The organism is Duganella sp. GW821-FHT01E12, from assembly GCF_059422325.1.
In genome coordinates this window covers 120555-144738 of sequence record NZ_JBWKWR010000014.1, presented here as the reverse complement: position 1 = coordinate 144738, position 24184 = coordinate 120555, and the positions used below count along the sequence as shown (strand labels likewise).

Sequence of the window (24184 nt, the reverse complement as noted above, 5' to 3'; positions counted from 1 at the left end):
CGCAAGTTTGCCGATTTTCGATAACGCTGGCGTTTGGCTGGCTCCTATACTCGATTCTGCTGCAACTTCCATACCAGACACGCTTTATCTAAGGGAGAATCACATGAGTGCAAAACAGGCGGCCGGGCAACCGGCGCTGCAACAGTCGCTAGGCACCTTCCAGTTGTGGGGCATCGCGGTAGGCCTGGTGATCTCGGGCGAGTACTTCGGCTGGAGCTACGGCTGGGCCTCGGCGGGGACGCTGGGCTTTACCATCACGGCGCTGTTCATCGCGGCCATGTACACGACTTTCATCTTCAGCTTCACCGAGCTGACCACCTCGATCCCGCACGCGGGCGGCCCGTTCGCCTACAGCAAGCGCGCCTTCGGCCCGACCGGCGGCTACCTGGCCGGCGCGGCCACGCTGATCGAGTTCGTGTTCGCGCCGCCGGCCATCGCGCTGGCGATCGGCGCGTATCTCAATGTGCAGTTCCCCACCGTCGATCCGAAGACGGCGGCGGTTGGCGCCTACGTCGTGTTCATGACTTTGAACATCGTCGGCGTGCAGGTGGCGGCCACCTTCGAGTTGCTGATGACGCTGCTGGCCATCTTTGAATTGCTGGTGTTTATGGGCGTGGTGTCGCCGGGCTTCTCGGTGGCGAACTTCGTCAAGGGCGGCTGGTCGGGACAGGACAGCTTCAGCATCGCGTCGATCCCGGGCATGTTCGCGGCGATCCCGTTCGCGATCTGGTTCTTCCTGGCGATCGAAGGCGTGGCCATGGCCGCCGAGGAAGCCAAGGATCCGAAACGTTCGATTCCCATCGCCTACATTGCCGGCATCATCACGCTGGTGCTGCTGGCGATCGGCGTGATGGTGTTCGCCGGCGGCGCGGGCGACTGGACCAAGCTGGCCAACATCAACGATCCGCTGCCGCAGGCGATGAAGATCATCGTCGGCGAGCACAGCAACTGGCTGCACATGCTGGTGTGGCTGGGCCTGTTCGGTCTGATCGCTTCCTTCCACGGCATCATCCTCGGCTATTCGCGCCAGATCTTCGCCCTGGCGCGCGAGGCTTACCTGCCGCATTACTTCGCCAAGATCCACCCACGTTTCAAGACGCCGCACCGCGCCATCCTTGCGGGCGGCGTGATCGGCATCGCTGCCATCTATAGCGACGAGCTGATCAAGATCGGCGGCCAGACCCTGACCGCCAATATCGTCACCATGTCGGTGTTCGGCGCGATCACCATGTACATCCTCAGCATGCTCAGCCTGTTCAAGCTGCGCCGCATGGAGCCGAACATGGCGCGTCCCTTCCGCGCACCGTTCTATCCATTGTTCCCGGCGGTCGCGCTGATCGGCGCGCTGGTCTGCCTGGTGACGATGATCTATTACAACCCGCTGATCTTCGGCGTGTTTGTCGCCTTCCTTGCTGCCGGCTATGTCTTCTTCCTGGCCACCAAGGGCAATCGCCAGCAACACGCGGCATACGACGCCGTCTAACTTAAACTAACGGAGCCTCTTCAATGTCAAAATCGATTCTCTCCCTGCTGGCCGCGGCCGGATGCCTGGCTTGCGCCGCAGGCGGCGCGTTGGCGGCCGATGCCGCGCCCGCGCCGGCCTGGACCAACACCGGCAACGTGACGCTGGTGTCCGACTACATCTTCCGCGGCATCTCGCAAACGCAGGCCAAGCCGACGGCGCAGGCCAATCTGGACTTCACGCATGCCAGCGGCTTCTATGTCGGCCTGTTCGGTTCCGGCGTCTCGCACGCGGCTTACAACAACGGCAGCGGTTCGGAGATCGACGTCTACGGCGGCTACCGCTATCCGCTGAGCGCGGACAGCAATATCGACGCCGGCCTGGTCACCTACTGGTATCCGGGCGCGCACTTCGCGGCGGGCGGCAAGGACATCAAGTACCATACGCAGGAGGCCAAGCTGGGCGTGAACGTCGGCGCCTTCAACGCCTACGCGTGGGTGGCGCTGAGCCAGTACTGGTTCGGCTTCGCGGTACAGCCGGACACAGGCAAGCTGGCCAACACGCGCGGCACCGCCTACGCCGAGGTGAACTGGAATCCCGAACTGATGCCGGGCCTGGCGCTGAACCTGCACGCGGGCCGCCAGCAAGTGCGCAACATGAGCGACTTCAATTTCTTCGACGTCAAGGTCGGCGTGACCAAGACGGTGGACGTGTGGGCGTTCACGGCGGCGGGCACCTACAACAGCGGCGACGCCAGCAAGAACGGCACGCCCCTGTGGACCTTCTTCAACGCCGACGGCAGCGGCAAGAACGTGGCACAAAAGCGCCTGGTGGTGACGGCCTCGCGCAATTTCTAGAGGAACGGCGATGAGCAGCTTTGCACATACGGTAGGCAGCAGGACATACCAGTTCCGCGACCTGAAGGACTTGATGGCGAAGGCGACGCCGGCGCGTTCCGGCGACTACCTGGCGGGGCTGGCGGCGGCCAGCGCCGAGGAACGGGTGGCCGCGCAGATGGCGCTGGCCGAGCTGCCGCTGTCGCTGTTCCTGAACCAGATGGTGGTGCCGTATGAGCAGGACGAGGTGACGCGCCTGATCATCGACGATCACGATCGCGTGGCCTTCGCCCTCATCGCCCACCTGACCGTGGGCGACTTCCGCAACTGGCTGCTGGGCGACTCCGCCGATGAGACAGTGCTGGCCGCCGTCGCCCCCGGCATCACGCCGGAGATGGCGGCGGCCGTTTCCAAGATCATGCGCATCCAGGACCTGATCCTGGTGGCGAAGAAATGCCGCGTCGTCACCAGCTTCCGCAACACCATCGGCCTGGCTGGGCGCATGTCGACCCGCCTGCAGCCGAACCACCCGACCGACGACGCCACCGGCATCGCCGCCAGCGTGCTGGACGGCCTGCTGTACGGCAGCGGCGACGCGGTGATCGGCATCAATCCCGCCACCGACAACGTGCCGCAGGTGATCAAGATCGTCACCATGCTCGACGAGATCATCGACCGCTACGGCATCCCCACGCAATCGTGCGTGCTGACCCACGTCACCAACACCATCGCCGCCATCGAGCGCGGCGCGCCGATCGACCTGGTGTTCCAGTCGATCGCCGGTACCGAGGCGGCCAACGCCAGCTTCGGCATCAACCTGGCCCTGCTGGGCGAGGCGCAGCAGGCCGCGCTGTCGCTGCAGCGCGGCACGGTGGGCAACAACGTGATGTACTTCGAGACCGGGCAGGGCAGCGCGCTGTCGGCCAACGCCCATCACGGCGTCGACCAGCAGACCTGCGAGACACGCGCCTACGCGGTGGCGCGCAAGTTCCAGCCGCTGCTGGTCAATTCGGTGGTCGGCTTCATCGGCCCCGAGTATCTGTACGACGGCAAGCAGATCGTGCGCGCCGGGCTGGAGGATCACTTCTGCGCCAAGCTGCTGGGCCTGCCGATGGGCTGCGACGTCTGCTACACCAACCACGCCGAGGCCGACCAGAACGACATGGACATCCTGCTGACCCTGCTGGGCACGGCCGGCTGCACCTTCGTCATGGGCATTCCCGGCTCGGACGACATCATGCTCAACTACCAGACCACGTCCTTCCACGACGCGCTGTACGCGCGCCGCGTGCTGGGCCTGAAGCCGGCGCCGGAATTCGAGGCCTGGCTGAAGGAGATGGAAATCTTCACCCGCGACGATTACGTTACACTGGGCAAAGCGCTGCCGGCCTCCTTCCAGCAGGCGCTGGCCAGACTGAACTGATGGGAGCCCGCATGAACGACGACGAGCACCTGCTGCCCTCCGGCCCCGCCGGCGACGATGGCGTGGTGACGAGCAATCCGTGGCTGTCGCTGCGGCGCTTCACGGCGGCGCGCATTGCGCTGGGACGCAGCGGCGTCAGCCAGCCGACCGCGCCGCAATTGGAGTTCCAGCTCGCGCACGCCCGCGCGCGCGACGCCGTGCACCTGGCGCTCGATCACACCGCGCTGGGCGAGGCCTTGCACGCCGGGACCGGCTTGCCCTGCCTGGCGCTGCACAGCGCCGCCGCCAGCCGCGACATCTACCTGCAACGCCCCGACCTGGGCCGGCGCCTGGACGAGGCCTCGCGCCAGGCGCTGCTGGAACGTCCACGCGAAGGTGCCGGCTACGACCTGGCCTTCGTCATCGCAGATGGCCTGTCGGCGCTGGCCATCGAACAGAACGCCTTGCCCTTCCTGAAAGTGCTGATGGCGCGGCTGGCCGCCGAGTCGTGGTCGCTGGCGCCGCTGTCCATTGTGCGCCAGGGGCGGGTGGCGGTGGGCGACGAGGTGGGTGAGCTGCTGGGCGCGCGCGCGGTGGTGGTGCTGGTCGGCGAGCGTCCCGGCCTGAGCTCGCCGGACAGCATGGGCCTGTACCTGACCTGGGCGCCGCGCACCGGCCTGACCGACGCCGCCCGCAATTGCATCTCGAATGTGCGTCCTGCGGGCTTGACCTACGACGACGCAGCCTTCAAGCTTCACTACCTGCTATCCGAATCGCGCCAGCGGCAATTGTCCGGCGTCGCGCTGAAGGATGAGACAGGCACAGACAACGCCATGCTGGACACGCCGCAACGCAATTTCCTGCTCGACCTCGATTAGTCGGCGGGCGGCCGTCCCGCCCAACCGACTAGCGAGAGACCGACAATGAGCCGTACCGGCCGACTTTTCATGCTGATGGATGCGATGCGCGGCTACCGCCGCCCCGTCACCGCCGCCCGCCTGGCCGAGCAACTGGGCGTTTCCGAGCGCACCATCTACCGCGACATCCAGACCTTGTCCGGCCTGGGCGCGCCGCTGGAGGGCGAGGCCGGCGTCGGCTACATGCTCAAGGCCGGCTTCTTCCTGCCGCCGCTGATGTTCGGCGCCGACGAGCTGGAGGCGCTGGTGCTGGGCGCGCGCTGGGTGCGCCGGCAGGGCGACGAGGCGCTGGCCGCCGCCGCCAACAACGCGCTGGCCAAGATCGCCGCCGCCACGCCGAAAGACCTGCGCGACGACATGGCCGAGACCAGCCTGTGGGTGCCGCTGGGCCAGGACCAGGACACCGCCAGCGACGTCCACGTGCGTCCCGTGCGCGAGGCCATCCGCTACCAGCACCGGCTGCGCATGGCCTATCAGGACGAGCACGGCAAGCCGTCGGAGCGGGTGGTGTGGCCGTTCGCGCTGGCCTTCCTGGAGGGCAAGCGGCTGCTGGCCGCGTGGTGCGAGCTGCGCATGGCCTTCCGCCATTTCCGCATCGACCGCATCGCCGAGGTGGAGTCGCTGGGCGTGCGCTACCCGGCCCGCCGCAGCGACCTGCTCAAGACCTGGCGCAAGGAACAGAAGCTGCAAGAAGACTACTGACAAAACCTGTCGCGGCCCGGGTCTACGATGAAGTCCTCAACTCATTCATCGGAGACTGACATGCGCTTATACCACCACCCCGCTTCCACCAGCTCGCGCCGTGTGATGCTGGCTGCCCTGCACATGGGCACGCCGCTGGAACTGACCGAAGTAAACTTGATGAGCCCGGAGGACCGCCGCCGCCTGGTCGCGCTCAATCCCAACAGCAAGGTGCCGGTGCTGCAGGATGGCGACTTCATCCTGTGGGAATCCTGCGCCATCATGCAATACCTGGCCGACCGCACGCTGGGGCAGACGCTGTACCCGGACAATATCGTCGTGCGGGCCGACATCAACCGCTGGCTGTTGTGGTCGTCGCAGCATTTTGCGCCGGCGCTGGGCGGCATCGTCTATGAAAACATCTGGAAGGGCTTGACCGGCGCCGGCGGTCCCGACGCGCACGAGCTGGAGCGCTACGGCCGTCAGGTGGCGCAGTTCGCCGCCGTGCTGGAGCAGCATCTGGCGGGGCGCGAATGGATCGTCGGCAGCAAGCTCAGCCTGGCAGACTTCGCGCTGGCGTCGTCGTTGATGTATGTCGAGCAAGCTAAATTGCCTGTCACCCAGTATCCGAAAGTGATGGCGTGGCTGGGGCGCATCCAGCAGCTGGATGCGTGGAAACAAACGGAGCCGGTGTGGTGATGGAAATGTGCTTCCATATGTGAACTGGCGCACAGAGCAGGCGGGGCAGGGCGAGTATTCTGGGCTTGTCTCCTCTGGAGGAGATCCCTAGTTTTGGACTTTGCCCGCTCCCCAGCGGGCTTTTTTTTATCTCAGAGCATCAGCACCGCATACAGCGACTGCACCTCTTGCGCCGATTCGCTCATGATGGCGTGCAGCGTGCCCTCGCCGACCACGAAGTCGATGGTACGCGCGCCCTGCAGCGTGGTCGCACCCGGACGCTGGTACAGCGGCGAATGCACCGGCGACAAATCATTGGCCAGCAGCAGCGTATCGCCCAGGGTTTCCGGCGGCAGCGCGCGCAGGCCGACCCACATCGATTCGATCGCCTTGTAGACGCCGTCCGGCACGTCGAGTTTGGTCATCACGCCGCGGCCGATTTCCACCTCGCCATGCTCGACCCAATCCTCCGGTTCGCCTTCCATCACCTCCGGGAAATCGCCGGCGCAGGACAGCATGTAAAAGCCCGCCACCTCGTGCATGATGCCGGCGAACAGCGCCGTGTCGGGATCGACGTGCGTGACGCGGCGCGCGATCACCTGCGACAGGGCCGCCACATGCGCAGTGTGTTCCCACAGTTGATTGATCTTGGCCAGCAGGGACGGCTCGGTGACCTGGCTGCCGATCTGGCGCACGATCAGCGCCGCCACCAGCGATTGCAGGGTGCGCACGCCGAGCCGCTGCACGGCCGCGCGCACGCTGGAGATTTCAGTACCGGAACGGTTGTAGGCCACCGAGTTGGCGATGGCGACGCTGCGCGCCGCCAGCAAAGGGTCCGCCTGTATGAGTTTGGCTGCCGCCTCGACGTGGCAATCGGGATCGCTCAGCGCCTGCTGCAAGCGCAGCGAGGCGTTGACGTTGGCCGGGAACGAAAGCTCCCCCCGGCTCGCCTGAGCAGCGATGGTCTTGAAGGCGTCGAGTCTGTCCATTGAAAAAAATTATACTCTCGAAAATTGCCGTGCGGCATTTTTTCTGAAAATACTTTTCGCCTGGTTGACGAGGGGCTGCGGCTGGCTTTGTGAACATAGCCTACCATGCTAATGATCATAATTGTCGCAGGTGAGGAGATGGCATTGAGCGACATGACTTTATTCCTCGACTCGGATCGCACCTTGATATTATTTTAATGACATGGTTAAAAAAATATCAAAATTCACCTAAAATGGTATTCCCTTTACTCACGGAGTAGCCATGATCTCTCGTCGCGATGCGATCAAATTTTCGGTGCTCGGCACCCTGTTAGCACGGTTCCCGCTTGCATACGCACAGCAAGCGGCAGGATTGACGCCGGCCCAGTATGCCAGTCTGCAAAAAGCCCATCGGACGCCGGGTGCTGTGATACGTACTCCCACGTTATTCGTTGATGCGCTGCGCGGCAATAACCGAAATGACGGCAAGACGCCGGCAACGGCAATTGCCACGCTCGAGGCGGTGGCAGCGCGCGAAGACTCACTGGTGCCGGGCTCGGTTATTGGCCTTGCGAATGACTCGATATTTGAACTGAGTAACGCCGTGGTTTTCCGAAAGCTGAATGGCACAGCTGACAATCGGACTTATCTGACCAACTACGATCCAGGCGGCGCACCCGACAGCTTGCCGAAAGTACGCTATCGTTTCAAGCCGAAAGCGTCAGACTGGGTCTGGGATCCAGATCCCAAGCATCCGGGCTGGTATTTTGCGCATCCGGCCGGTCGCAAGTTTGACTATGCCTACGTCCGCTTTGGCAATGGCAACTGGGGTATTTCATACTCCTACCTCACGGATGACCAGTCGCGGAAGAAAAATTACCAGTCCCTGAAGGACATTGAGTATTCTTACGTTTCCAATTCCGACCTGAAGCGGATTTATGTCCATTCGCCGGAGGGCGTCAATCCGACCGACCACTACGGCAGTGTCACCATTGCCGGTGACGAGTTCGGTTGCCTGTTGCTGCTGCGTTGCGGCTCCTACCTGACTGTCGAAAATATCGATTTTGAAGAGGCGCCACATCTGATCGGCATCGGTTCTTTCAACAATATGGATGCGGTCGGCAATATTACCGGCTTCGAGATGAGCAACTGTCACGGCAGCAATGTGGTGTCCTTGGTCGGGAGCTATGCCGATGATCACAAGTACACGGTGCAAGTCCATGTCCATGACTGCTCGTTGCAACATTACTCCAGCGGCGGCGTGCGGCTTGGGAATAACTCGGCCAATTGCTTGATTGAATATAACTGGTTTTACGATGGCGGCAAATGCTGCACTTCGGCAGGTGCGGTGTACCTACAGGAACGTCCGACTACCACCGCGCCAATTAGCGGTACAACAGTGCAGTATAACTTTGTCGACACTTACGGTAATGGCATCGGCGACCATCCGTATGACGGTGCCGGCCTGTATTGCGAGATCAACAGCAATGGCTGCAAGATTCAGAATAACATCGTCATTAACTGCCGCACGGCGCTGCAGGACAATAGCGGCAGGGCGAATTCCTTTGTGGGCAATCTCCTGCATTGCGACAAGGCTTTACTGGTGACGCCAGGGCAAATTTTTGACGAGAGTCAACGTCTGAGGACTCAACTGATTTTCGATGGCAATACAGTGTATTCGACCGACCAGCGCAACGCTTATCAATCGTCTTCCAGCTTGGAGATAAAATCGGATGCGGTGATTTCGTGGCACGTTGATTTCGGCAATAAATATGGGCCTCACAATTGCTCCCTCTCCGCGCGTGCCAACGTCATTCGTGCCGCCGGCTTTAGCGAGAAACAAGCTGTATTTGGCATTTATTCCTACGGAGGCGAAGCGCAATTGCACCTGGAGGGCAATTCACTGTCGCATAATGTACCGTTTTGCTTTCTGCTAGGCGGCCACTACGCAGGCAGCAGCCTGGCCGGACTGTTGGCAAGGGATCCCGCAGGGACCACGCGCCTCGACCTTGAAGGGCTGGCCTCATCGTCCTATGTGGCGTCCGGCGTGGGTACGATAGACGGCACGGGATCGACTTCCACGCGCGACCTGTTGGGGCGGGCGCTGAGTATGGGGAGCGCACGCGGCGCTATTGCGGGCTGATATCAGGACTGAACTGCCGCGCATGAGGCGCGCGCCGTGCCCGGCATCGATCCCCGCGTTTTCGGGAATCAATGGGGCAACGGCGCGGCTTGGCTACGACGCGGTTGCGTCGGCCGGGGATTATTGCTCGCTGAAGATGGCGTCGCAGCCGTCCTGGGTGGCGTCGGTGTCTTGCAGTTCGTCGGTCAAGCCCAGGTCGAACAGTTCCTCGATCGCGTTCATGAAGCTGTTGTGCTTGGTCGCGCCGATCAGGCGGTAGATCTCGCCGTCTTCGTTGCGGATGCCGATGATCAGCTTTTCCTGGCGTACCACGTCCGGCGTGGACTGGTTCAGCAGCAGGTTGCCGATGATGTGTTTGTCGAATTTGGCAGGCTTTTTGCCTTCGAGCAGAGTCGTTTTCAAATGATTTCCTTGGTTGAGTCGCAGGTGGACGGGCATTCGGTATGGCCGGCCATGATTACAGTTTTAAGATCGGTCAGGGTTTTTTCAAGGGCGGCGAAGTCGTCTTCGCTGTAGTGCGCGAACACTTTTCCGCTCTCCTTGATGACTTTCGGGAAGACCTTGCAGAACACCTGCTCGCCCTCCGCCGTCAGCCGGACAAAGAAGGAACGCTTGTCGCAGTCGTTGCGCTGACGTTCCACCAGACCTTTTTGCTCCAATCGCTCGATCACGCCGGTCAGCGTCCCCTTGGTGATCAGCGTCTTGTCGCCCAGTTCTTTATAGGACATGCCGGGCGTATTGCCCAGCGTGGCGATGATGTCGAACTGGGCGTGCGTCAGGCCGCTCTGGCGCACGTACTGTCCAGAGAGCCGTTCGTAGCTCTGTAAGCAATCGGCCAGCAGCCGGATACTTTTCAAAAATCGTTCACCCATAGACGGTGATTATAGCCGGTTCGCACCGGCAATCTTGCCCGGGACTATAATGGCGGACGCACATTTATAATAAAAAAATCATGCCTCAACACTTGCGCGGCATTGCCGCTTTGCTGATCGTGACCCTGGTTTGGGGCACGACGTTCCCCGCGATGAAGAATATGACCGGCTACCTGTCGGCCAGCTGGATCGTGCTGTGCCGCTTCGCGCTGGCCGGCCTGCTGTTGTCGCCGTTTATGTGGCGCGCCAGGTGGAACGATGTCCGCTGGGGCATCGTGGCCGGCGCGGTGTTGTTCCTGTGCTACGTGTTCCAGATCGAGGGCCTGGCGCTGACCAGCTCCAACCGCAACGCCTTCGTCACCGGCCTGAACGTGCTGGTGCCGCCGTTGCTGGGTGTGCTGATGGGCGCGCGCCTGGAGCGCCGCATCGTCGTCGCGCTGGTGCTGGCGCTGGCCGGCCTGTTCGCGCTGTGCTGGGAGGGCAGCTTCACCTGGGGGCGCGGCGATACGCTGGCGCTGCTGTGCGCGCTGTTCTTCGGCATCTACGTCAAGCTGATGGAGTCCACCACCCGCAAGGTTGAGAAATTGATGGTGCTGACCGCCTCGCAGATCCTGACCGTGGCCGTGTGCGCCGCGATCTGGTTGCTGATCCGCGAGGTGCCGCTGGGCCTGGCCGAGCGCAGCCAGGACTTGCCCGACTATGTGAGCTACATCGGCAAGGGCTTGCAGATGTACGGCCTGAACCTGGCCTACCTGGGCGTGGTCGCCACGGCGGCCATCATTTCGCTGCAGACCTGGGGCCAGAGCCACAGCAGCGCCAACGAGGCGGCGGTGATCTACGCCTTCGAGCCGGCGTGCGCGGCGATCTTCGCGTATTTCTGGCTGGGCGAGACGCTGGCCTGGAACGGCCTGCTGGGCGCCACGCTGCTCATCGGCGGCATGATCGTCAGCCAGTGGAGCACCGAGCGGCCCGCCGCCGTGCTGGCTCCGGAGTAAGTGTCTTATGTCCTTCGATAATCTGTCCCGCGTCACGCAAGAGCGGCCGTTACGCATGCTGCTGGTGAACGCGGGCGAGGCGGAAGCTATCACCTGGGCCGGCCTGGTGCAGCCGCTGCGCCTGGCCGCCGCCGCGCTGGGCCGCGACGTGCTGCGCCTGGAAACCATGACGCCGTCGCAAGTGGTGCTGGCCCAGCCGGGCTGGCATATCGCACTGCTGGTGGCCGACGAGGGTCAGTCGCCGCTGGCGCCCGAGCTGGGCCGCGCCGTCATCGAGCGCTGCCGTTCGGCCGAGTACTGGGGCGGCGTCGGCGCCGGCGTGCTGTGGCTGGCCACGGCCGGCCTGATGGCGGGCGTGCGCATCGCGCTGCCGTGGGCGCTGTACGCCGACACCGAGGGTATCTCCGAGCGCGCCATCCTCACGCCCCATCTGTTCGAGCTGGATGGCCGCCACCTGAGCTGCTGCGGCGGCGCCGCCAGCATCGACTTCGCGCTGACGATGATCGAGCACCTGTTCGGCGCCACCGTGCAGGCCACCGTCAAGGAAAGCCTGTGCATCGAGCGCGTGCGCGGCCACGAGGAGCGCCAGCGGGTCGCCTTGCAGGCGCGCTTCGGCGCCCTGCAGCCGCGCCTGTCCGAGGCGGTGACGCTGATGGAGACCAATATCGAGGAGCCGCTGTCCACCGACGACATCGCCAACCTGGTCGGCCTGTCGCGCCGCCAGCTGGAGCGGCTGTTCAAGCAATACCTCGGCAGCCTGCCGTCGCGCTATTACCTGGAGCTGCGCCTGCAGCGCGCGCGCCAGCTGCTGCTGGAGACCAACCACTCCATCGTGCAGGTGGGGCTGATGTGCGGTTTCTCGTCCGGCTCCCATTTCTCGACCGCCTTTGGCGCCTTGTTCGGCAACACCCCGCGCGAGGAGCGCCAGCGCAAGCTCATGCCACCTGTATAGACTGGTCGTTCCGACAAGCTTACTTTGCGGCCAAAAGTGAAAATCCTTGTCGCCATTAGAAAAGAGTTTTAGCATGCCGCTTTTTATAATGGGTCCACGCGGTGCTGTGCCGCGCCTTACCCAACATTGATAGGGAATGCCATGAACGCCAAGCTCGATACGACCGTAACCACCCGTCCTGTAACTCGTCAGACCTTTGATGAAGTTCTGGTGCCAACCTACGCACCTGCAGCGATGGTACCGGTCCGAGGCGCTGGCCTGGACCTGTGGGACCAGAATGGCAAGCACTACCTGGACTTCACGTCCGGCATCGCCGTGGCCTCGCTGGGCCACTGCAACCCGATCCTGGTCGAGGCGCTGACCCGCCAGGCCAACACCCTGTGGCACCTGGGCAACGGCTACACCAACGAGCCGGTGCTGCGCCTGGCCACCGCGCTGACCGAAGCGACCTTCGCCGACCGCGCCTTCTTCTGCAACTCCGGCGCCGAAGCCAACGAGGCGGCGCTGAAGCTGGCCCGCAAGTACGCCCACACCAAGTTCGGCCCGCACAAGTCGCGCATCGTGTCGTGCTACCAGTCGTTCCACGGCCGCACGCTGTTCACCGTGTCGGTCGGCGGCCAGTCCAAGTACACCGAAGGCTTCGAGCCGCTGCCGCCGGCGATCGAGCACGTCACCTATAACGACATCGCGTCCGCACGCGCCGCCATCGGCGACGACGTCTGCGCCGTGATCGTCGAACCGCTGCAAGGCGAAGGCGGCGTGGTCCCTGGCGACAAGGCCTTCCTGCAAGAGCTGCGCGACCTGTGCAACAAGACCGGCGCCCTGCTGATCTTCGACGAAGTGCAGTGCGGCATGGGCCGTACCGGCGAGCTGTTCCACTACATGAGCTACGGCATCACCCCGGACATCCTGACCTCGGCCAAGGCGCTGGGCAACGGCTATCCGATCGGCGCCATGCTGACCACCGACGAACTGGCCAAGACGCTGGGCGTGGGCACCCACGGCACCACCTACGGCGGCAACCCGCTGGCCGCGACCGTGGCGCTGACCGTGCTGGACACGATCAACCAGCCGGCCTTCCTGGCCCGCGTCAAGGAAGCCAGCGCCAAGCTGCGCGCGACGATGGAAAAACTGGTGGCCGATTATCCGCAGGTGTTCACGCTGGTGCGCGGCGCCGGCCTGCTGCTGGGCCTGGTCGTGACCGACGCGTGGAAGGGCCGTTCGAAGGACATCCAGCGCGCCGCCGAAGCCAACGGCCTGATGGTGCTGATCGCCGGCATGGACGTGGTGCGCCTGGCGCCCGCGCTGATCGTCACCGACGCGCAGATCGCCGAAGCCGACCGCATCCTGCGCCTGTCGCTGGACGGCATGCTCAAGGCTGCCTAAATAGCACCTACGGCGGCGGACCTGGTTCCGCCGTCTTTCATTCCAGCCCGGTGCGCCCTGCGCCGGGCTTGTGCATTAATCTGAGGAGTTCACATGTATGTAGTCCGTCCGGTCGAACTTGCGGATATTGCTGCCCTCGAAGCGCTGGCCGCAATCACCATGCCGGGTGTGCACACCTTGCCGAAAACGCGCGAGAAGATCGTCGACATGATCGAACGCTCGATCGCCTCGTTCGCCGCGCACGTCGACATCCCCAGCGAGGAATCCTACGTGCTGGTGCTGGAGTCGCCGAAGGACAAGACCATCGTCGGCACCGCCGCGATCTTCGCCGCAGCCGGTTCCAACGGCACCTATTTCTCCTTCCGTAACGACGTGATCCAGCAGGTCTCGCGCGACCTGAACATCAGCCACAGCGTGCACGCACTGACGCTGTGCTCCGAGCTGACCGGCTATTCGCAGCTGTCGAGCTTTTACGTCGGCGAGCGCGAACACGGCACGCCGGAAGCGGCCCTGCTGTCGCGCGCGCGGCTGATGTTCGCCGTGCTGGCGCCGCACCGCTTCGCCGACCGCTTCTTCGTGCCGCTGGCCGGCGTGACCGACGCCGACGGCGGTTCGCCGTTCTGGGATGCGCTGGGCCGCAAATTCTTCAAGATGGACTTCCTCGACGCCGAACGCGTGATCGGCGGCGCCCGCAACCGCACGCTGATCGTCGAGCTGATGCCGCACTATCCGGTCTACGTGCCGCTGCTGCCAGGCGACGCGCAGGCGGCCATGGGCCAGATCCATCCGTCGGGCGAGCTGGCGTTCAACCTGCTGACGGCCGAAGGCTTCGAGGCCGACGACTACATCGACATCTTCGACGGCGGCCCGATCCTGCAGGCGCACAAGAATTCGCTGCGCACCTTCAACGGCGCGCTGCAGCGCCGCGTGACCACCGCCGCCGAATCGCCGGATCGCGGCCGCGAGCCGCAGCTGCGCTATGCGGTGGCCTCCGGCGCCGAACATAACTTCCGCGCCGTGATCACGTATTGCGCCGCGCTGGAATCGCAAGTCAATGTGGCGCTGCCGGCCGACGTGCAGGAAGCGCTCCAGATCGCCGAAGGCGATACCGTCATCTGCGTCAGAATCTAAGAGTGGACCAACTATGCTAGTAGTACGCGCAATCACAGCCAACGACCTCGACGCCCTGTACGTGATGGCCACGCAGGTCGGCAGCGGCATGACCACCCTCAAGCCGGACATGAAGATGATGGGCGACCGCCTAGCGATCGCCGTCGCCTCGTTCGCCGAAACCATCCCGCCCGAAAAGCGTGACTACATGTTCGTCATGGAGGACACCAGCAACGGCCGCATCGCCGGCGTGTGCGCGATCAAGGGCGCGGTCGGCCTGACGGAGCCGTTCTACAACTACCGCATCGGCACCCTGGTGCACTCCAGCCGCGAGCTGGATGTGTTCACCCGCATGGACACGCTGTACCTGTCGAACGACCTGACCGGCAGCACCGAATTGTGCTCGCTGTTCCTGGCGCCGGACTACCGCACCGGCAACAACGGCAAGCTGCTGTCGAAGAGCCGCTTCCTGTTCATCGCCCAATTCCCGCACCTGTTCACCGAGAAGCTGATCGCCGAGATGCGCGGCTACCAGGAGGAGAGCGGCCGTTCGCCGTTCTACGAAGGCCTGGGCCGCCACTTCTTCAAGATGGACTTCGACCACGTCGACGACCTGACCGCCGTCGGCAAGAAGTCCTTCATCGCGGAGCTGATGCCGCGCCAGCCGCTGTACGTGGCCTACCTGCCGGAGGACGCGCAACAGGTGATCGGCAAGGTCCACACCTCGACCGCGCCGGCGCGCCGTCTGCTGGAACAGGAAGGACTGTACTTCGAAGGCTACGTCGACATCTTCGACGCCGGCCCGGTGCTGCAGGCGCGCGTGTCGGAACTGCGCGCCATGCGCGAAAGCACGCTGGCCGAAATCGGCCTGACGACGGACTGGGATTCGGCCTGCGCGCCGGAATCCGCGCCCGCCGAACCGATGCTGGTGTCGAACACCACGCTCAAGGATTTCCGCATGATCCTGTCGCAATCGGTGCCGGTCAACGGCGCCATCGCGCTGCCGGAAGCCGAACAACAACTCCTGCACTGCCATACCGGCGATACCGTGCGCACGCTGTCCCTTAATTTGAGGAAGAATCCACATGTCTAAAGCTTTGAGTAACTTCATCAACGGCGAATGGCTCGCCGGTAGCGGCGCCGAACTGGTCACGATCGACCCATCGAACGGCAAGCAGACCTGGGCCAGCAACGAATCGACCGCGCAGGACGTGGGCCACGCCGCCGCCGCCGCGCGCGACGCCTTCGAAGCCTGGGCCTTGACGCCGCTGGCCGAACGCATCGCCGTCTGCACCCGCTTCCGCGACCTGCTCAAGCAGGACGCCGAGGAGCTGGCGCTGCTGATCGCCGAGGAAGTGGGCAAGCCGATGTGGGAAGCCCGCACCGAAGTGACCACCATGGCCAACAAGATCGACATCTCGGTGCAGGCCTACGGCGCGCGCACCGGCGAAACCCAGAACAAGGTCGCCGACGGCGAGGCCGTGCTGCGTCATCGTCCGCACGGCGTGTTCGGCGTGTTCGGTCCCTACAACTTCCCCGGCCACCTGCCGAACGGTCATATCGTGCCGGCGCTCATCGCCGGTAACACCGTGGTGTTCAAGCCGAGCGAGTACGCGCCGCGCACCGCCGTCAAGACCGTGCAGCTGTGGGAAAAGGCCGGCGTGCCGAAAGGCGTGATCAACCTGGTCAACGGCGGCCGCGACGCCGGCGTCGCGCTGGGCCAGAACGAACTGCTGGACGGCGTGCTGTTCACCGGCAGCTGCCAGACCGGCACCGCGCTGCACAAGCAGTTCGGCGGCCAGCCGGGCAAGATGCTGGCGCTGGAAATGGGCGGTAACAATCCGCTGGTGGTGTGGGACGTCAAGGATATCGACGCCGCCGTGTTCATGGCGATTTCGTCGGCCTTCATCTCGGCCGGCCAGCGCTGCACCTGCGCGCGCCGCCTGATCGTCAAGCAGGGCGCCGAGGGCGATGCCATCGTTGCGCGCCTGGTCGACGTGGCCAGCCGCCTGACCATCGGCGCCTCCGCCGCCGAACCGGCGCCGTTCATGGGGCCTGTGGTGTCGGCGGCCATCGCCAAGCGTCTGGTGCAGGCGCAGGCCGACATGGTCGCCAAGGGCGGCAAGAGCCTGCTGGCGATGCGTCAGCTGGTGGACAACACCGGCTTTGTCAGCGCCGGCATCGTCGACGTGACCGACGCCACCGGTATTCCGGACGAAGAGTGGTTCGGCCCTCTGCTGCAGGTGATCCGCGTGGCGGACTTCGACAGCGCGATCAAGGCCGCCAACGCCACCGAATTCGGCCTGGCCTCGGCGCTGATCTCGAACGACGAAAACCTGTGGAAGATCTTCCAGGTGCGCGCACGCGCCGGCATCGTCAACTGGAACCGTCCGACCACCGGCGCCGCCAGCAGCGCGCCGTTCGGCGGCGTGGGCAAATCGGGCAACCATCGCCCGAGCGCCTACTACGCGGCCGACTACTGCGCCTATCCGGTCGCTTCGATCGAAAACAATGTACTTGAAATGCCTGCGAAACTGTCGCCGGGCATGCACTTCTAAGGAACTGACATGCGCGCACGCGAATTCAACTTCGACGGCCTGGTAGGCCCATCGCACAACTATGCCGGTCTGTCGTTCGGCAATGTGGCCTCGTTCAGCAACGTCAAGAGCGCCTCGAATCCGAAGCTGGCGGCGCTGCAAGGCCTGGCCAAGATGCGCGCGCTGGCCGCGCGCGGCTTCGGCCAGGCGCTGCTGCCGCCGCAGGACCGTCCGAATTTCCGCCTGCTGCGCAGCATCGGCTTCACCGGCAGCGATGCCGAGGTGCTGGCCAAGGCCGCCAAGGAGTCGCCGGTGATACTGGCCTGCGCCTACTCGGCCTCGCCGATGTGGACCGCCAATGCGGCCACGGTCAGCCCGTCCGCCGACAGCGCCGACGGCCGCACCCACTTCACCGCCGCCAACCTGAATAACAAGCTGCATCGCGCCTTCGAGCACGCGCAGTCGGCGCGTTCGCTGCGCGCCATCTTCAAGGACGAGAAGCACTTCGCCGTGCACGACGCGCTGCCAGGCACGCCGGCGTTCGGCGACGAGGGCGCGGCCAACCACACGCGCCTGTGCAAGGACCACGGCAGCGCCGCCGTCGAGATGTTCGTCTACGGCCGCACCGAGTTCGACGCCTCGGCGCCCGCGCCTAAAAAATACCCGGCCCGCCAGACGCTGGAAGCATCGCAGGCGGTGGCGCGCCTGCACGGCCTGTCGGCCGAGCGCACCGTCTACATCCAGCAGAATCCGGACGTGATCGACCAGGGCGTGTTCCACAACGACGTGATCGCGGTCGGCAACGGCAATGTGCTGTTCTACCACGAGCAGGCGTTCGCCGACGAAGCGGGCGCGCTGGAGCAGCTGCGCCGCGCGATGGGCGGCGTGGGCGCTGACCTGAACGCGATCCGCGTCGATACGGCCAAGGTGTCGGTGGCCGACGCGGTGCACAGCTATCTGTTCAACAGCCAGCTGCTGAGCAAGGACAACGGCAAGATGGCGCTGGTGATTCCGCAGGAGTGCGAGGAAAACGCCGCCGTCGCGGCCTATCTGCAAGGCCTGGTCGCCAGCGGCAACGCGGTCGACGAACTGATTCACTTCGACCTGCGCCAGTCGATGCGCAACGGCGGCGGCCCCGCGTGCCTGCGCCTGCGCGTGGCGCTGACCGACGCCGAAGCGGCCGCGATGCATCAAGGCGTGGTGATGACCGAGGCGCTATACCACACGCTGGTGGCGTGGGTGGAGAAGCACTACCGCGACCGTCTGGAACCGTCCGACCTGGCCGATCCGGCGCTGGCGATCGAAGTGCACACCGCGCTGGAAGACCTCAGCCGCATTCTGGGCATGCCGGGGCTGTACGATTTGTAAAACAGGTTTTCGCCCCCATATGACGATTTGGTGTTTAATTACACTTGACCACCGCCGCGCAGCCACAAGCCGGCGCGGCTCTGCAACATAAAATACACATAACGTATTGGAGAAGCACGATGAAACAAATGCCACAAGACCTGCGCGCACAGACGCTTGATTTGGTCAACGCCAGCAAGCCGGCCAGCGACAGCAGCCAGGTCGCAGCGCTGATCAGCGCCTGGCTCGGTTCCCTGGACGATGAAGACCTGGCGGGCACCGCCCCCGGTAGCCTGGCCCCGGTGTTGTGGGACGGTTTCACGCAAGCCTCCAAGCGTTCCGGCTCCGGCGCGCAGATCGCCAAGCTGCGCTACGCGGATGGCCGCGGCGGCATGGCCACCGCGCTGCTGGTGCTGAACGACGACATGCCTTACCTGGTCGATTCGATCGTCATGGCGATGCGCAAGCTGCGCGTGGGCGTCAGTGGTGTCCTGAACTCGGTGCTGCCGGTTGCGCGTAACGCGGACGGCGTGGTCACCGCAGTCGGCCAGAGCGGCGCGAAGCTCGAATCCTATGTCATGTGCCTGTTGTCCGAAGACCTGGCCGACGCCGAAATCGGCATGCTGGCCGAGCGCCTGGAAATGGTGTCGCGCGACGCCGCCGTTGTGCGCCGCGATAAAGCAGCGATGCTGGATCACTTCAGCCGCATCGGCGCCGAAGCATCGGCGCACGGCGAAGAGGGCAAGGAAGTCGCCGCCTTCCTGGAATGGGCCAAGACCGAGGGCTTCGAGCCGTTCGGCTACGCCTACTACCAGGTCAAGCCGGGCGCGCGCGAACTGGAACGGGATATCCCGAGCCGCATCGGCGTGCTGCAGGATACGGCGCATCCGGTCTACGGCACCTGCCTGGCCAATATCCCTGGCGACTTCGACACGCTGTCCAAGCGCGTGCACACGCTGTCCATCGTCAAGGCCGACGTGGAAGGCACGCTGCACCGCGACCAGCAGCTGGACTTCATCGGCATCCGCCACACCGACGCGCAAGGCGCGATCCTGGGCGAATACTGCTTCGTGGGCCTGTTCACCCGCGCCGCGACCGCTACGCCGCTGAACCGCCTGCCGTTCGCGCGCGGCCGCGTGGCCAAGGTGCTGAGCATCGCCGGCGTGCGCCAGGAAGGCTTCCGCGCCGAGAAATTCATCGAGATCCTGGAATCGCTGCCGCGCACCGAGGCGCTGGAAGCGGAACCTGAATGGCTGGCCGAAGTGTGCGGCGCCGTGGTGTCGCTGTACAAGCAGCCGCGCACCAAGGTGTTCGCCCGCCGCGACGTGTACGCGCGCCACTTGAACGTGCTGGTCTACCTGCCGCGCGAGCGTTACAGCGCAAGCGTCGCTTCGTCGCTGGCCAAGGCGCTGCAGGCCAGCTCCGGCGCCCAGCATGTCAGCTCGCAGACGCTGGTGGCCGACGGCCCGCTGGCCCGCGTGTACCTGATCGCGCACGGCGCGCGCTATCCGCTGGACCTGGAATCCGATATCCAGCAGCCGCTGTTGTCGGTGCTGGACGGCTGGCACGACCAGTTCTCCGCATTGGCCGACGCCGTGGCCGACGTGCCGCTGCGCGCCAGCCTGCGCAAGATGTGCGCCACGCTGCCGACCGACTACGTTGCCGCCACCGCGCCGGAAGCGGCCTTCCACGACCTGGGCACCATCCTGCGCAACACCGATCCGTCGCGCGTGGACGTGCGCGTGGAAACCGTGGCCGACGCCACCACCATCCGTTTGTACTCCGTCGACCGCGTGCCGTCGCTGTCGACCATCCTGCCCGCGCTGCATAACGCCGGCGTGGCGATCGACCGCGAACAGGCGCACTCGCTGCGCGTGGACGGCCAGCGTCATTTCGTCACCAGCCTGTCGGTCGATGCCGCCAGCGGCGCCAACCTGGCCAAGGCGGAAATCGTGCCGGTCGCGCAGGAGCTGTTCACCGCGTTGTTCAACAACGAAGCCGAAGACGGCCGCCTGAATGGCCTGGTCATCGAAGGCGGCTTGAGCGTGCGCCAGGTACAACTGGTGCGCGCCTACATGAGCTACTGGCGCCAGACCGGCAGCCGCTTCTCGGTGCGCTACATCGCCGAGACGCTGCGCAAGCAGCCGGTGGTGGTCAAGCAGCTGGTGGACGCCTTCCTGCAGCGCTTCAACCCCGCGCTGGACGACGCCACCCGCGCCGCCGCGCTGGATGCGCTGGCCGGCATCAAGAGCCGCCTGCCCGCGATCAACCACGCCGACAGCGAGGAAGTGCTGGGCGCGATGACGGACCTGATGTCCGCCACGCTGCGCACCAACTACTTCCAGAACAATCAGAAGGGCGACAAGATCATCTTCAAGTTCGACACCAGCAATCTGTCGCTGGTGCCGGAGCCGCGTCCGTTCCGCGAGATCTTCGTGTTCTCGCGCCGCTTCGAAGGCGTGCACCTGCGCGGCGGCCCGGTCGCCCGCGGTGGCCTGCGCTGGTCGGATCGCATGGAAGACTACCGTACCGAAGTCCTCGGCCTGGTGAAAGCACAGATGGTGAAGAACGCCGTCATCGTGCCGGCCGGCGCCAAGGGCGGCTTCGTTTGCAAGCAGATGCCGAAAGACGCCGTGCGTGAAACCATCGCGGCCGAAGGCGAAGCGGTGTACCGCCTGTTCATCGCCAGCCTGCTGGAAATGACCGACAACCGCGTGCTGGGCAAGATCGTTTCGCCGGCCGACACCGTGTGCTACGACGAAAACGACCCGTACCTGGTGGTGGCCGCCGACAAGGGCACCGCGACCTTCTCCGACATCGCCAACGGCATCGCCGTGCAGCGCGGCTTCTGGCTGGGCGACGCGTTCGCGTCGGGCGGTTCGAACGGCTACGATCACAAGAAGATGGGCATCACCGCCAAGGGCGCGTTCGAAGCGGTCAAGCGCCACTTCTACGAAATGGACCACGACATCCACGCCACTCCGGTGACGATGGTCGGCGTGGGCGACATGTCGGGCGACGTGTTCGGCAACGGCGCGCTGCTGTCGCGCAAACTGAAAATCGTGGCGGCCTTCGATCACCGTCACATCTTCCTCGATCCGAATCCGGACATGGAAAAATCCTTCGTCGAGCGTGAGCGCATGTTCGCGCTGCCGCGCTCCTCGTGGGACGACTACAATAAGGAGCTGATCTCGGCCGGCGGCGGCGTGTACCCGCGTACCGCCCGCAGCATCGAGCTGTCGCCGCAGATCCGCGCCGCGTTGGATATCGAGGAGACCTCGCTGCCGCCTGAGGAACTGATGCACCGCATCCTGCTGGCGCCTGTGGACCTGTTCTACAACGGCGGCATCGGCACCTATATCAAGGCGTCGACCGAATCGCACGCGCAGGTCAAGGACCGCGCCAACGACAACATCCGCGTGGACGGCAACCAGCTGCGCTGCAAGGTCGTGGCCGAAGGCGGCAACCTGGGTGCGACCCAGGCCGGCCGCATCGAGTTCGCACTGGCGGGCGGCCGCATCTTCACCGATGCGATCGACAACTCGGCCGGCGTGGATTGCTCGGACCATGAAGTGAACGCGAAGATGTGGCTGGACGTGGAAATGAACGCCGGTCAGTTGAGCGAAGCAGACCGCAACCGCGTGCTGAACGAAATGACCGCCGACATCGAACGCCTGGTCCTGCGCGACAACACGCTGCAAACGCAGCTGCTGGTGCGCGAGGCGCAGGCGCAGACCGACGCCGCGGTGCAGGATGGCTATGCCGCGCTGATCGCGTCGCTGGAGGAAGAGGGCGCGCTGTCGCGTGAACTGGAGCAGCTGCCATCGGTGGCCGAACTGGCGCGCCGCAAGGCCGACGGCCGTGGCCTGACCACGCCGGAACTGGCGGTGGTAATCGCCAACGTCAAGAACCGCTACAAGCGCATCCTGTCGGCGCTGCCGCTGACGGACCTGAGCTGGGCCGAGTCGGTGCTGAAGCCGTACTTCCCGGACCTGCTGGTGGCAACCCGTCCTGCGCTGGCGCACCCGCTGGCCAACGCCATCCTGGCGACCGTGCTGGCCAACGAATCGGTCAACCGTTGCGGCCCGCTGATGCTGCGCCAACTGGCCGGCGAACATGGCGTGGACGAATCGGAAGTGATCCTGGCGTGGGGCCAGGCATGGTCCGCGCTGAACCTGGCGCCGATCTTCACGACGCTGGATGCGGATGCGCTGAAGGTGCCGCGTGCCGTGTCGATCAAGGTCGATGCGCGCACCCGCGTGCTGCAAAAGTCGGTGATCGAAGGCGTGCTGACGGTGCCTGCCGACCAGTTGCGCGCCGGCGTGGCCGAGCTGACCAAGCTGTTCGCCAAGCCTGAAACGCTGGCGCAGTTGACGCCGGCCGATGGTCAGTCGGATGCGGACATCACGTCCGGCCTGCGCGCCGAATTCGTACAGGCCTGGAAGGCTGTCGATGCGATCGACGCGGTGGCGGCGTTTGTGTTCGCGGCGCTGTCGGTATCGCGTCCGGAAGGCATGGACCTGCCGGCATTCCTGCAGGTTGGCCTGGCGCTGCGCGCGCAGGTCGGCATCGACACGCTGGAGCGCGGCCTGAAACTGCCGGCCACCAGCCGTTCGCAGGAACAGCTGCGCAGTTACGCGCAGAACGCGCTGCGCCGCACGCAGCAACGCCTGCTGTCGCAGGTGCTGCAGCATGCGACCGGCGGCCATACGGCGGCGGAAGCGGTGGAAGTCGTGGCCAACACGCTGGGCTTGTCCGGCTACGCTGCGTCGGCCGATCTGGAACAGGCGATGCTGGACGTTTGGGCGTTGTCCGAGGCGACCAATTCCGGTAACACGATGTTGGTGGTGTAATGAGCGATTTACCCAAGGCTTTGCCGGCGGGTCAATTACCCGGCCCTGTGCGTGCGCTCGCTGAGGCGGATTTCAGCGTGGTCGCGCAGCGCTTTTCGGCGGCCGGGTTTGCGGTGACGCAGCCGGCCGACGGCATCCTGACGATCAAGGCCGAGGGTGAACGTCCGAGCGTGCTGGTTTCGGTCGGCGTGCACGGCGACGAGACCGGCCCGATCGAGGTGGTGGCGTATCTGCTGGAGGCCTTGTCGCATCAGGCTTCCTCGCTCGCAGTCAATTTGATGCTTTGCGTCGGCAATATCGGCGCCATCCGCGCCGGCAAGCGTTTCATTGACGCCGACTTGAACCGCATGTTCCGCAAGGAGCGCGGTTCGCTGGAAGGCACGGCCGAAGCGGCGCGCGCCGATGTGATGGTCGCCGCGACGGCGGCCTTCTTCGAGGGCGCGGGGCCGGTGCGCTGGCATCTGGATCTGCATACGGCGATACGGCCGTCGGTGTATCCGACCTTCGCCATCGTGCCGGAGCTGATCGCCGATCAGCCGCGCCGCGAGTTGATCGAGTGGCTAGGCCTGGCCGGCATTGGTGCGGTCATCATGAATCCCGCTTCGGTGGGGACGTACAGCTATTATTCGGCCGAGCATCACGCGGCGGCCGGCACCACGGTGGAGTTGGGGCGTATCGGCACGCTGGGGCAGAACGATTTGTCGCAGTTTGCCGATGCGTCGCTGGCGCTGGACGATCTGCTGCGCGGCGCGGCCAGGCGTGAGGCGAAGCAGCAGCCGCATGTGTTCAACACGGCGCGTCAGATCATCAAGTTGAGCGACAAGTTCCAGATGGCGTTCGGCAAAGAGACGCACAACTTCACGGCGCTCAAGCAGGGCGAGGAAATCGCGCGCGATGGCGACACCGTCTACACCGTTCAGCATCCCGAGGAGCTGGTGGTGTTCCCGAACCCGGACGTGCGCGTCGGCCTGCGTGCGGGCCTGATGGTGGTGCGCGTTTCCTGATCTTTACGCCGCTTTACACCTTGCGGGGTCATAGTTACACG

19 protein-coding genes are annotated in these 24184 nt (G+C 64.6%); 16 read left to right on the top strand and 3 right to left on the bottom strand.

Annotated features, from left to right (window positions below; all coding sequences use genetic code 11):
- The first annotated feature begins 103 nt into the window (after positions 1 to 103).
- The 6 genes from eat to AC07WS_RS27645 are packed head-to-tail and all read left to right on the top strand — an operon-like array spanning position 104 to position 5997.
- Positions 104 to 1483 (top strand): ethanolamine permease, encoded by a 1380-nt coding sequence (gene eat, locus AC07WS_RS27670; protein ID WP_494732159.1) that lies wholly within the window; start codon positions 104 to 106, stop codon positions 1481 to 1483.
- A gap of 23 nt (positions 1484 to 1506) precedes the next feature.
- Positions 1507 to 2319, top strand: a complete 813-nt coding sequence (locus AC07WS_RS27665; protein ID WP_494732158.1) for a TorF family putative porin — start codon at positions 1507 to 1509, stop codon at positions 2317 to 2319.
- Between the two features lie 10 nt (positions 2320 to 2329).
- Entirely contained in the window at positions 2330 to 3721 is a 1392-nt protein-coding gene (locus tag AC07WS_RS27660; RefSeq protein ID WP_494732157.1) for an ethanolamine ammonia-lyase subunit EutB, read from the top strand.
- 11 nt (positions 3722 to 3732) lie between these two features.
- Positions 3733 to 4578: an ethanolamine ammonia-lyase subunit EutC gene (gene eutC / locus AC07WS_RS27655; protein ID WP_494732156.1), complete on the top strand. Its 846-nt coding sequence runs from the start codon at positions 3733 to 3735 to the stop codon at positions 4576 to 4578.
- A gap of 45 nt (positions 4579 to 4623) precedes the next feature.
- Complete coding sequence (locus AC07WS_RS27650) at positions 4624 to 5319, top strand: helix-turn-helix transcriptional regulator (protein WP_494732155.1); 696 nt, start codon at positions 4624 to 4626, stop codon at positions 5317 to 5319.
- Positions 5320 to 5379: 60 nt separating this feature from the next.
- Entirely contained in the window at positions 5380 to 5997 is a 618-nt protein-coding gene (locus AC07WS_RS27645) for a glutathione S-transferase family protein (RefSeq protein WP_494732154.1), read from the top strand.
- A 131-nt stretch (positions 5998 to 6128) separates the two neighbouring features.
- Here AC07WS_RS27645 and AC07WS_RS27640 read toward each other — a convergent pair whose 3' ends face one another.
- Positions 6129 to 6965 carry an HDOD domain-containing protein gene (locus AC07WS_RS27640; protein WP_494732153.1) on the bottom strand — a complete coding sequence of 279 codons (837 nt, stop codon included), beginning with the start codon at positions 6963 to 6965 and terminating at the stop codon, positions 6129 to 6131.
- A 262-nt stretch (positions 6966 to 7227) separates the two neighbouring features.
- Between AC07WS_RS27640 and AC07WS_RS27635 the strand changes: the two genes are divergently transcribed.
- Positions 7228 to 9087: a hypothetical protein gene (locus AC07WS_RS27635; RefSeq protein ID WP_117014181.1), complete on the top strand. Its 1860-nt coding sequence runs from the start codon at positions 7228 to 7230 to the stop codon at positions 9085 to 9087.
- Positions 9088 to 9207: 120 nt separating this feature from the next.
- Here AC07WS_RS27635 and AC07WS_RS27630 read toward each other — a convergent pair whose 3' ends face one another.
- Together AC07WS_RS27630 and AC07WS_RS27625 are read right to left on the bottom strand one after the other, a co-directional pair.
- Complete coding sequence (locus tag AC07WS_RS27630; RefSeq protein ID WP_161083538.1) at positions 9208 to 9489, bottom strand: hypothetical protein; 282 nt, start codon at positions 9487 to 9489, stop codon at positions 9208 to 9210.
- Positions 9486 to 9959, bottom strand: coding sequence for a MarR family winged helix-turn-helix transcriptional regulator (locus AC07WS_RS27625; RefSeq protein WP_494732152.1), 474 nt, complete (start codon positions 9957 to 9959; stop codon positions 9486 to 9488). The genes AC07WS_RS27630 and AC07WS_RS27625 overlap by 4 nt, the downstream gene beginning before the upstream one ends.
- 80 nt (positions 9960 to 10039) lie before the next feature.
- On the opposite strand from AC07WS_RS27625, the gene AC07WS_RS27620 reads away from it, so the two are divergent.
- The 9 genes from AC07WS_RS27620 (at position 10040) to AC07WS_RS27580 (ending at position 24143) form a co-directional block, all read left to right on the top strand.
- The gene (locus AC07WS_RS27620) at positions 10040 to 10954 is read left to right on the top strand and encodes a DMT family transporter (RefSeq protein WP_494732151.1); all 915 of its coding nucleotides are present in this window, start codon (positions 10040 to 10042) and stop codon (positions 10952 to 10954) included.
- A gap of 7 nt (positions 10955 to 10961) precedes the next feature.
- Positions 10962 to 11906 (top strand): GlxA family transcriptional regulator, encoded by a 945-nt coding sequence (locus tag AC07WS_RS27615; RefSeq protein WP_494732150.1) that lies wholly within the window; start codon positions 10962 to 10964, stop codon positions 11904 to 11906.
- A gap of 141 nt (positions 11907 to 12047) precedes the next feature.
- Entirely contained in the window at positions 12048 to 13292 is a 1245-nt protein-coding gene (gene astC, locus AC07WS_RS27610; protein ID WP_494732149.1) for an acetylornithine/succinylornithine family transaminase, read from the top strand.
- 93 nt (positions 13293 to 13385) lie between these two features.
- A complete protein-coding gene (locus AC07WS_RS27605) occupies positions 13386 to 14423 on the top strand; it encodes an arginine N-succinyltransferase (RefSeq protein ID WP_494732148.1) in 1038 nt (345 codons plus the stop codon).
- Positions 14424 to 14436: 13 nt separating this feature from the next.
- A complete protein-coding gene (gene astA / locus AC07WS_RS27600; protein WP_117014175.1) occupies positions 14437 to 15495 on the top strand; it encodes an arginine N-succinyltransferase in 1059 nt (352 codons plus the stop codon).
- Positions 15488 to 16960, top strand: a complete 1473-nt coding sequence (astD, locus tag AC07WS_RS27595) for a succinylglutamate-semialdehyde dehydrogenase (protein ID WP_494732147.1) — start codon at positions 15488 to 15490, stop codon at positions 16958 to 16960. The genes astA and astD overlap by 8 nt, the downstream gene beginning before the upstream one ends.
- A 9-nt stretch (positions 16961 to 16969) precedes the next feature.
- The gene (astB, locus tag AC07WS_RS27590) at positions 16970 to 18307 is read left to right on the top strand and encodes an N-succinylarginine dihydrolase (protein WP_494732146.1); all 1338 of its coding nucleotides are present in this window, start codon (positions 16970 to 16972) and stop codon (positions 18305 to 18307) included.
- 119 nt (positions 18308 to 18426) lie between these two features.
- The gene (locus AC07WS_RS27585; protein WP_494732145.1) at positions 18427 to 23139 is read left to right on the top strand and encodes an NAD-glutamate dehydrogenase domain-containing protein; all 4713 of its coding nucleotides are present in this window, start codon (positions 18427 to 18429) and stop codon (positions 23137 to 23139) included.
- Entirely contained in the window at positions 23139 to 24143 is a 1005-nt protein-coding gene (locus AC07WS_RS27580; protein WP_494732144.1) for a succinylglutamate desuccinylase, read from the top strand. The genes AC07WS_RS27585 and AC07WS_RS27580 overlap by 1 nt, the downstream gene beginning before the upstream one ends.
- The last annotated feature ends 41 nt before the right edge of the window (positions 24144 to 24184 follow it).

What these genes read in the sequence shown, in the direction of transcription:
- eat (WP_494732159.1), top strand. Translation starts at nt 104, where the DNA reads ATGAGTGCAAAACAGGCGGCCGGGCAACCGGCGCTGCAACAGTCGCTA.
- AC07WS_RS27665 (WP_494732158.1), top strand. Translation starts at nt 1,507, where the DNA reads ATGTCAAAATCGATTCTCTCCCTGCTGGCCGCGGCCGGATGCCTGGCT.
- AC07WS_RS27660 (WP_494732157.1), top strand. Translation starts at nt 2,330, where the DNA reads ATGAGCAGCTTTGCACATACGGTAGGCAGCAGGACATACCAGTTCCGC.
- eutC (WP_494732156.1), top strand. Translation starts at nt 3,733, where the DNA reads ATGAACGACGACGAGCACCTGCTGCCCTCCGGCCCCGCCGGCGACGAT.
- AC07WS_RS27650 (WP_494732155.1), top strand. Translation starts at nt 4,624, where the DNA reads ATGAGCCGTACCGGCCGACTTTTCATGCTGATGGATGCGATGCGCGGC.
- AC07WS_RS27645 (WP_494732154.1), top strand. Translation starts at nt 5,380, where the DNA reads ATGCGCTTATACCACCACCCCGCTTCCACCAGCTCGCGCCGTGTGATG.
- AC07WS_RS27640 (WP_494732153.1), bottom strand. Translation starts at nt 6,965, where the DNA reads ATGGACAGACTCGACGCCTTCAAGACCATCGCTGCTCAGGCGAGCCGG.
- AC07WS_RS27635 (WP_117014181.1), top strand. Translation starts at nt 7,228, where the DNA reads ATGATCTCTCGTCGCGATGCGATCAAATTTTCGGTGCTCGGCACCCTG.
- AC07WS_RS27625 (WP_494732152.1), bottom strand. Translation starts at nt 9,959, where the DNA reads ATGGGTGAACGATTTTTGAAAAGTATCCGGCTGCTGGCCGATTGCTTA.
- AC07WS_RS27620 (WP_494732151.1), top strand. Translation starts at nt 10,040, where the DNA reads ATGCCTCAACACTTGCGCGGCATTGCCGCTTTGCTGATCGTGACCCTG.
- AC07WS_RS27615 (WP_494732150.1), top strand. Translation starts at nt 10,962, where the DNA reads ATGTCCTTCGATAATCTGTCCCGCGTCACGCAAGAGCGGCCGTTACGC.
- astC (WP_494732149.1), top strand. Translation starts at nt 12,048, where the DNA reads ATGAACGCCAAGCTCGATACGACCGTAACCACCCGTCCTGTAACTCGT.
- AC07WS_RS27605 (WP_494732148.1), top strand. Translation starts at nt 13,386, where the DNA reads ATGTATGTAGTCCGTCCGGTCGAACTTGCGGATATTGCTGCCCTCGAA.
- astA (WP_117014175.1), top strand. Translation starts at nt 14,437, where the DNA reads ATGCTAGTAGTACGCGCAATCACAGCCAACGACCTCGACGCCCTGTAC.
- astD (WP_494732147.1), top strand. Translation starts at nt 15,488, where the DNA reads ATGTCTAAAGCTTTGAGTAACTTCATCAACGGCGAATGGCTCGCCGGT.
- astB (WP_494732146.1), top strand. Translation starts at nt 16,970, where the DNA reads ATGCGCGCACGCGAATTCAACTTCGACGGCCTGGTAGGCCCATCGCAC.
- AC07WS_RS27585 (WP_494732145.1), top strand. Translation starts at nt 18,427, where the DNA reads ATGAAACAAATGCCACAAGACCTGCGCGCACAGACGCTTGATTTGGTC.
- AC07WS_RS27580 (WP_494732144.1), top strand. Translation starts at nt 23,139, where the DNA reads ATGAGCGATTTACCCAAGGCTTTGCCGGCGGGTCAATTACCCGGCCCT.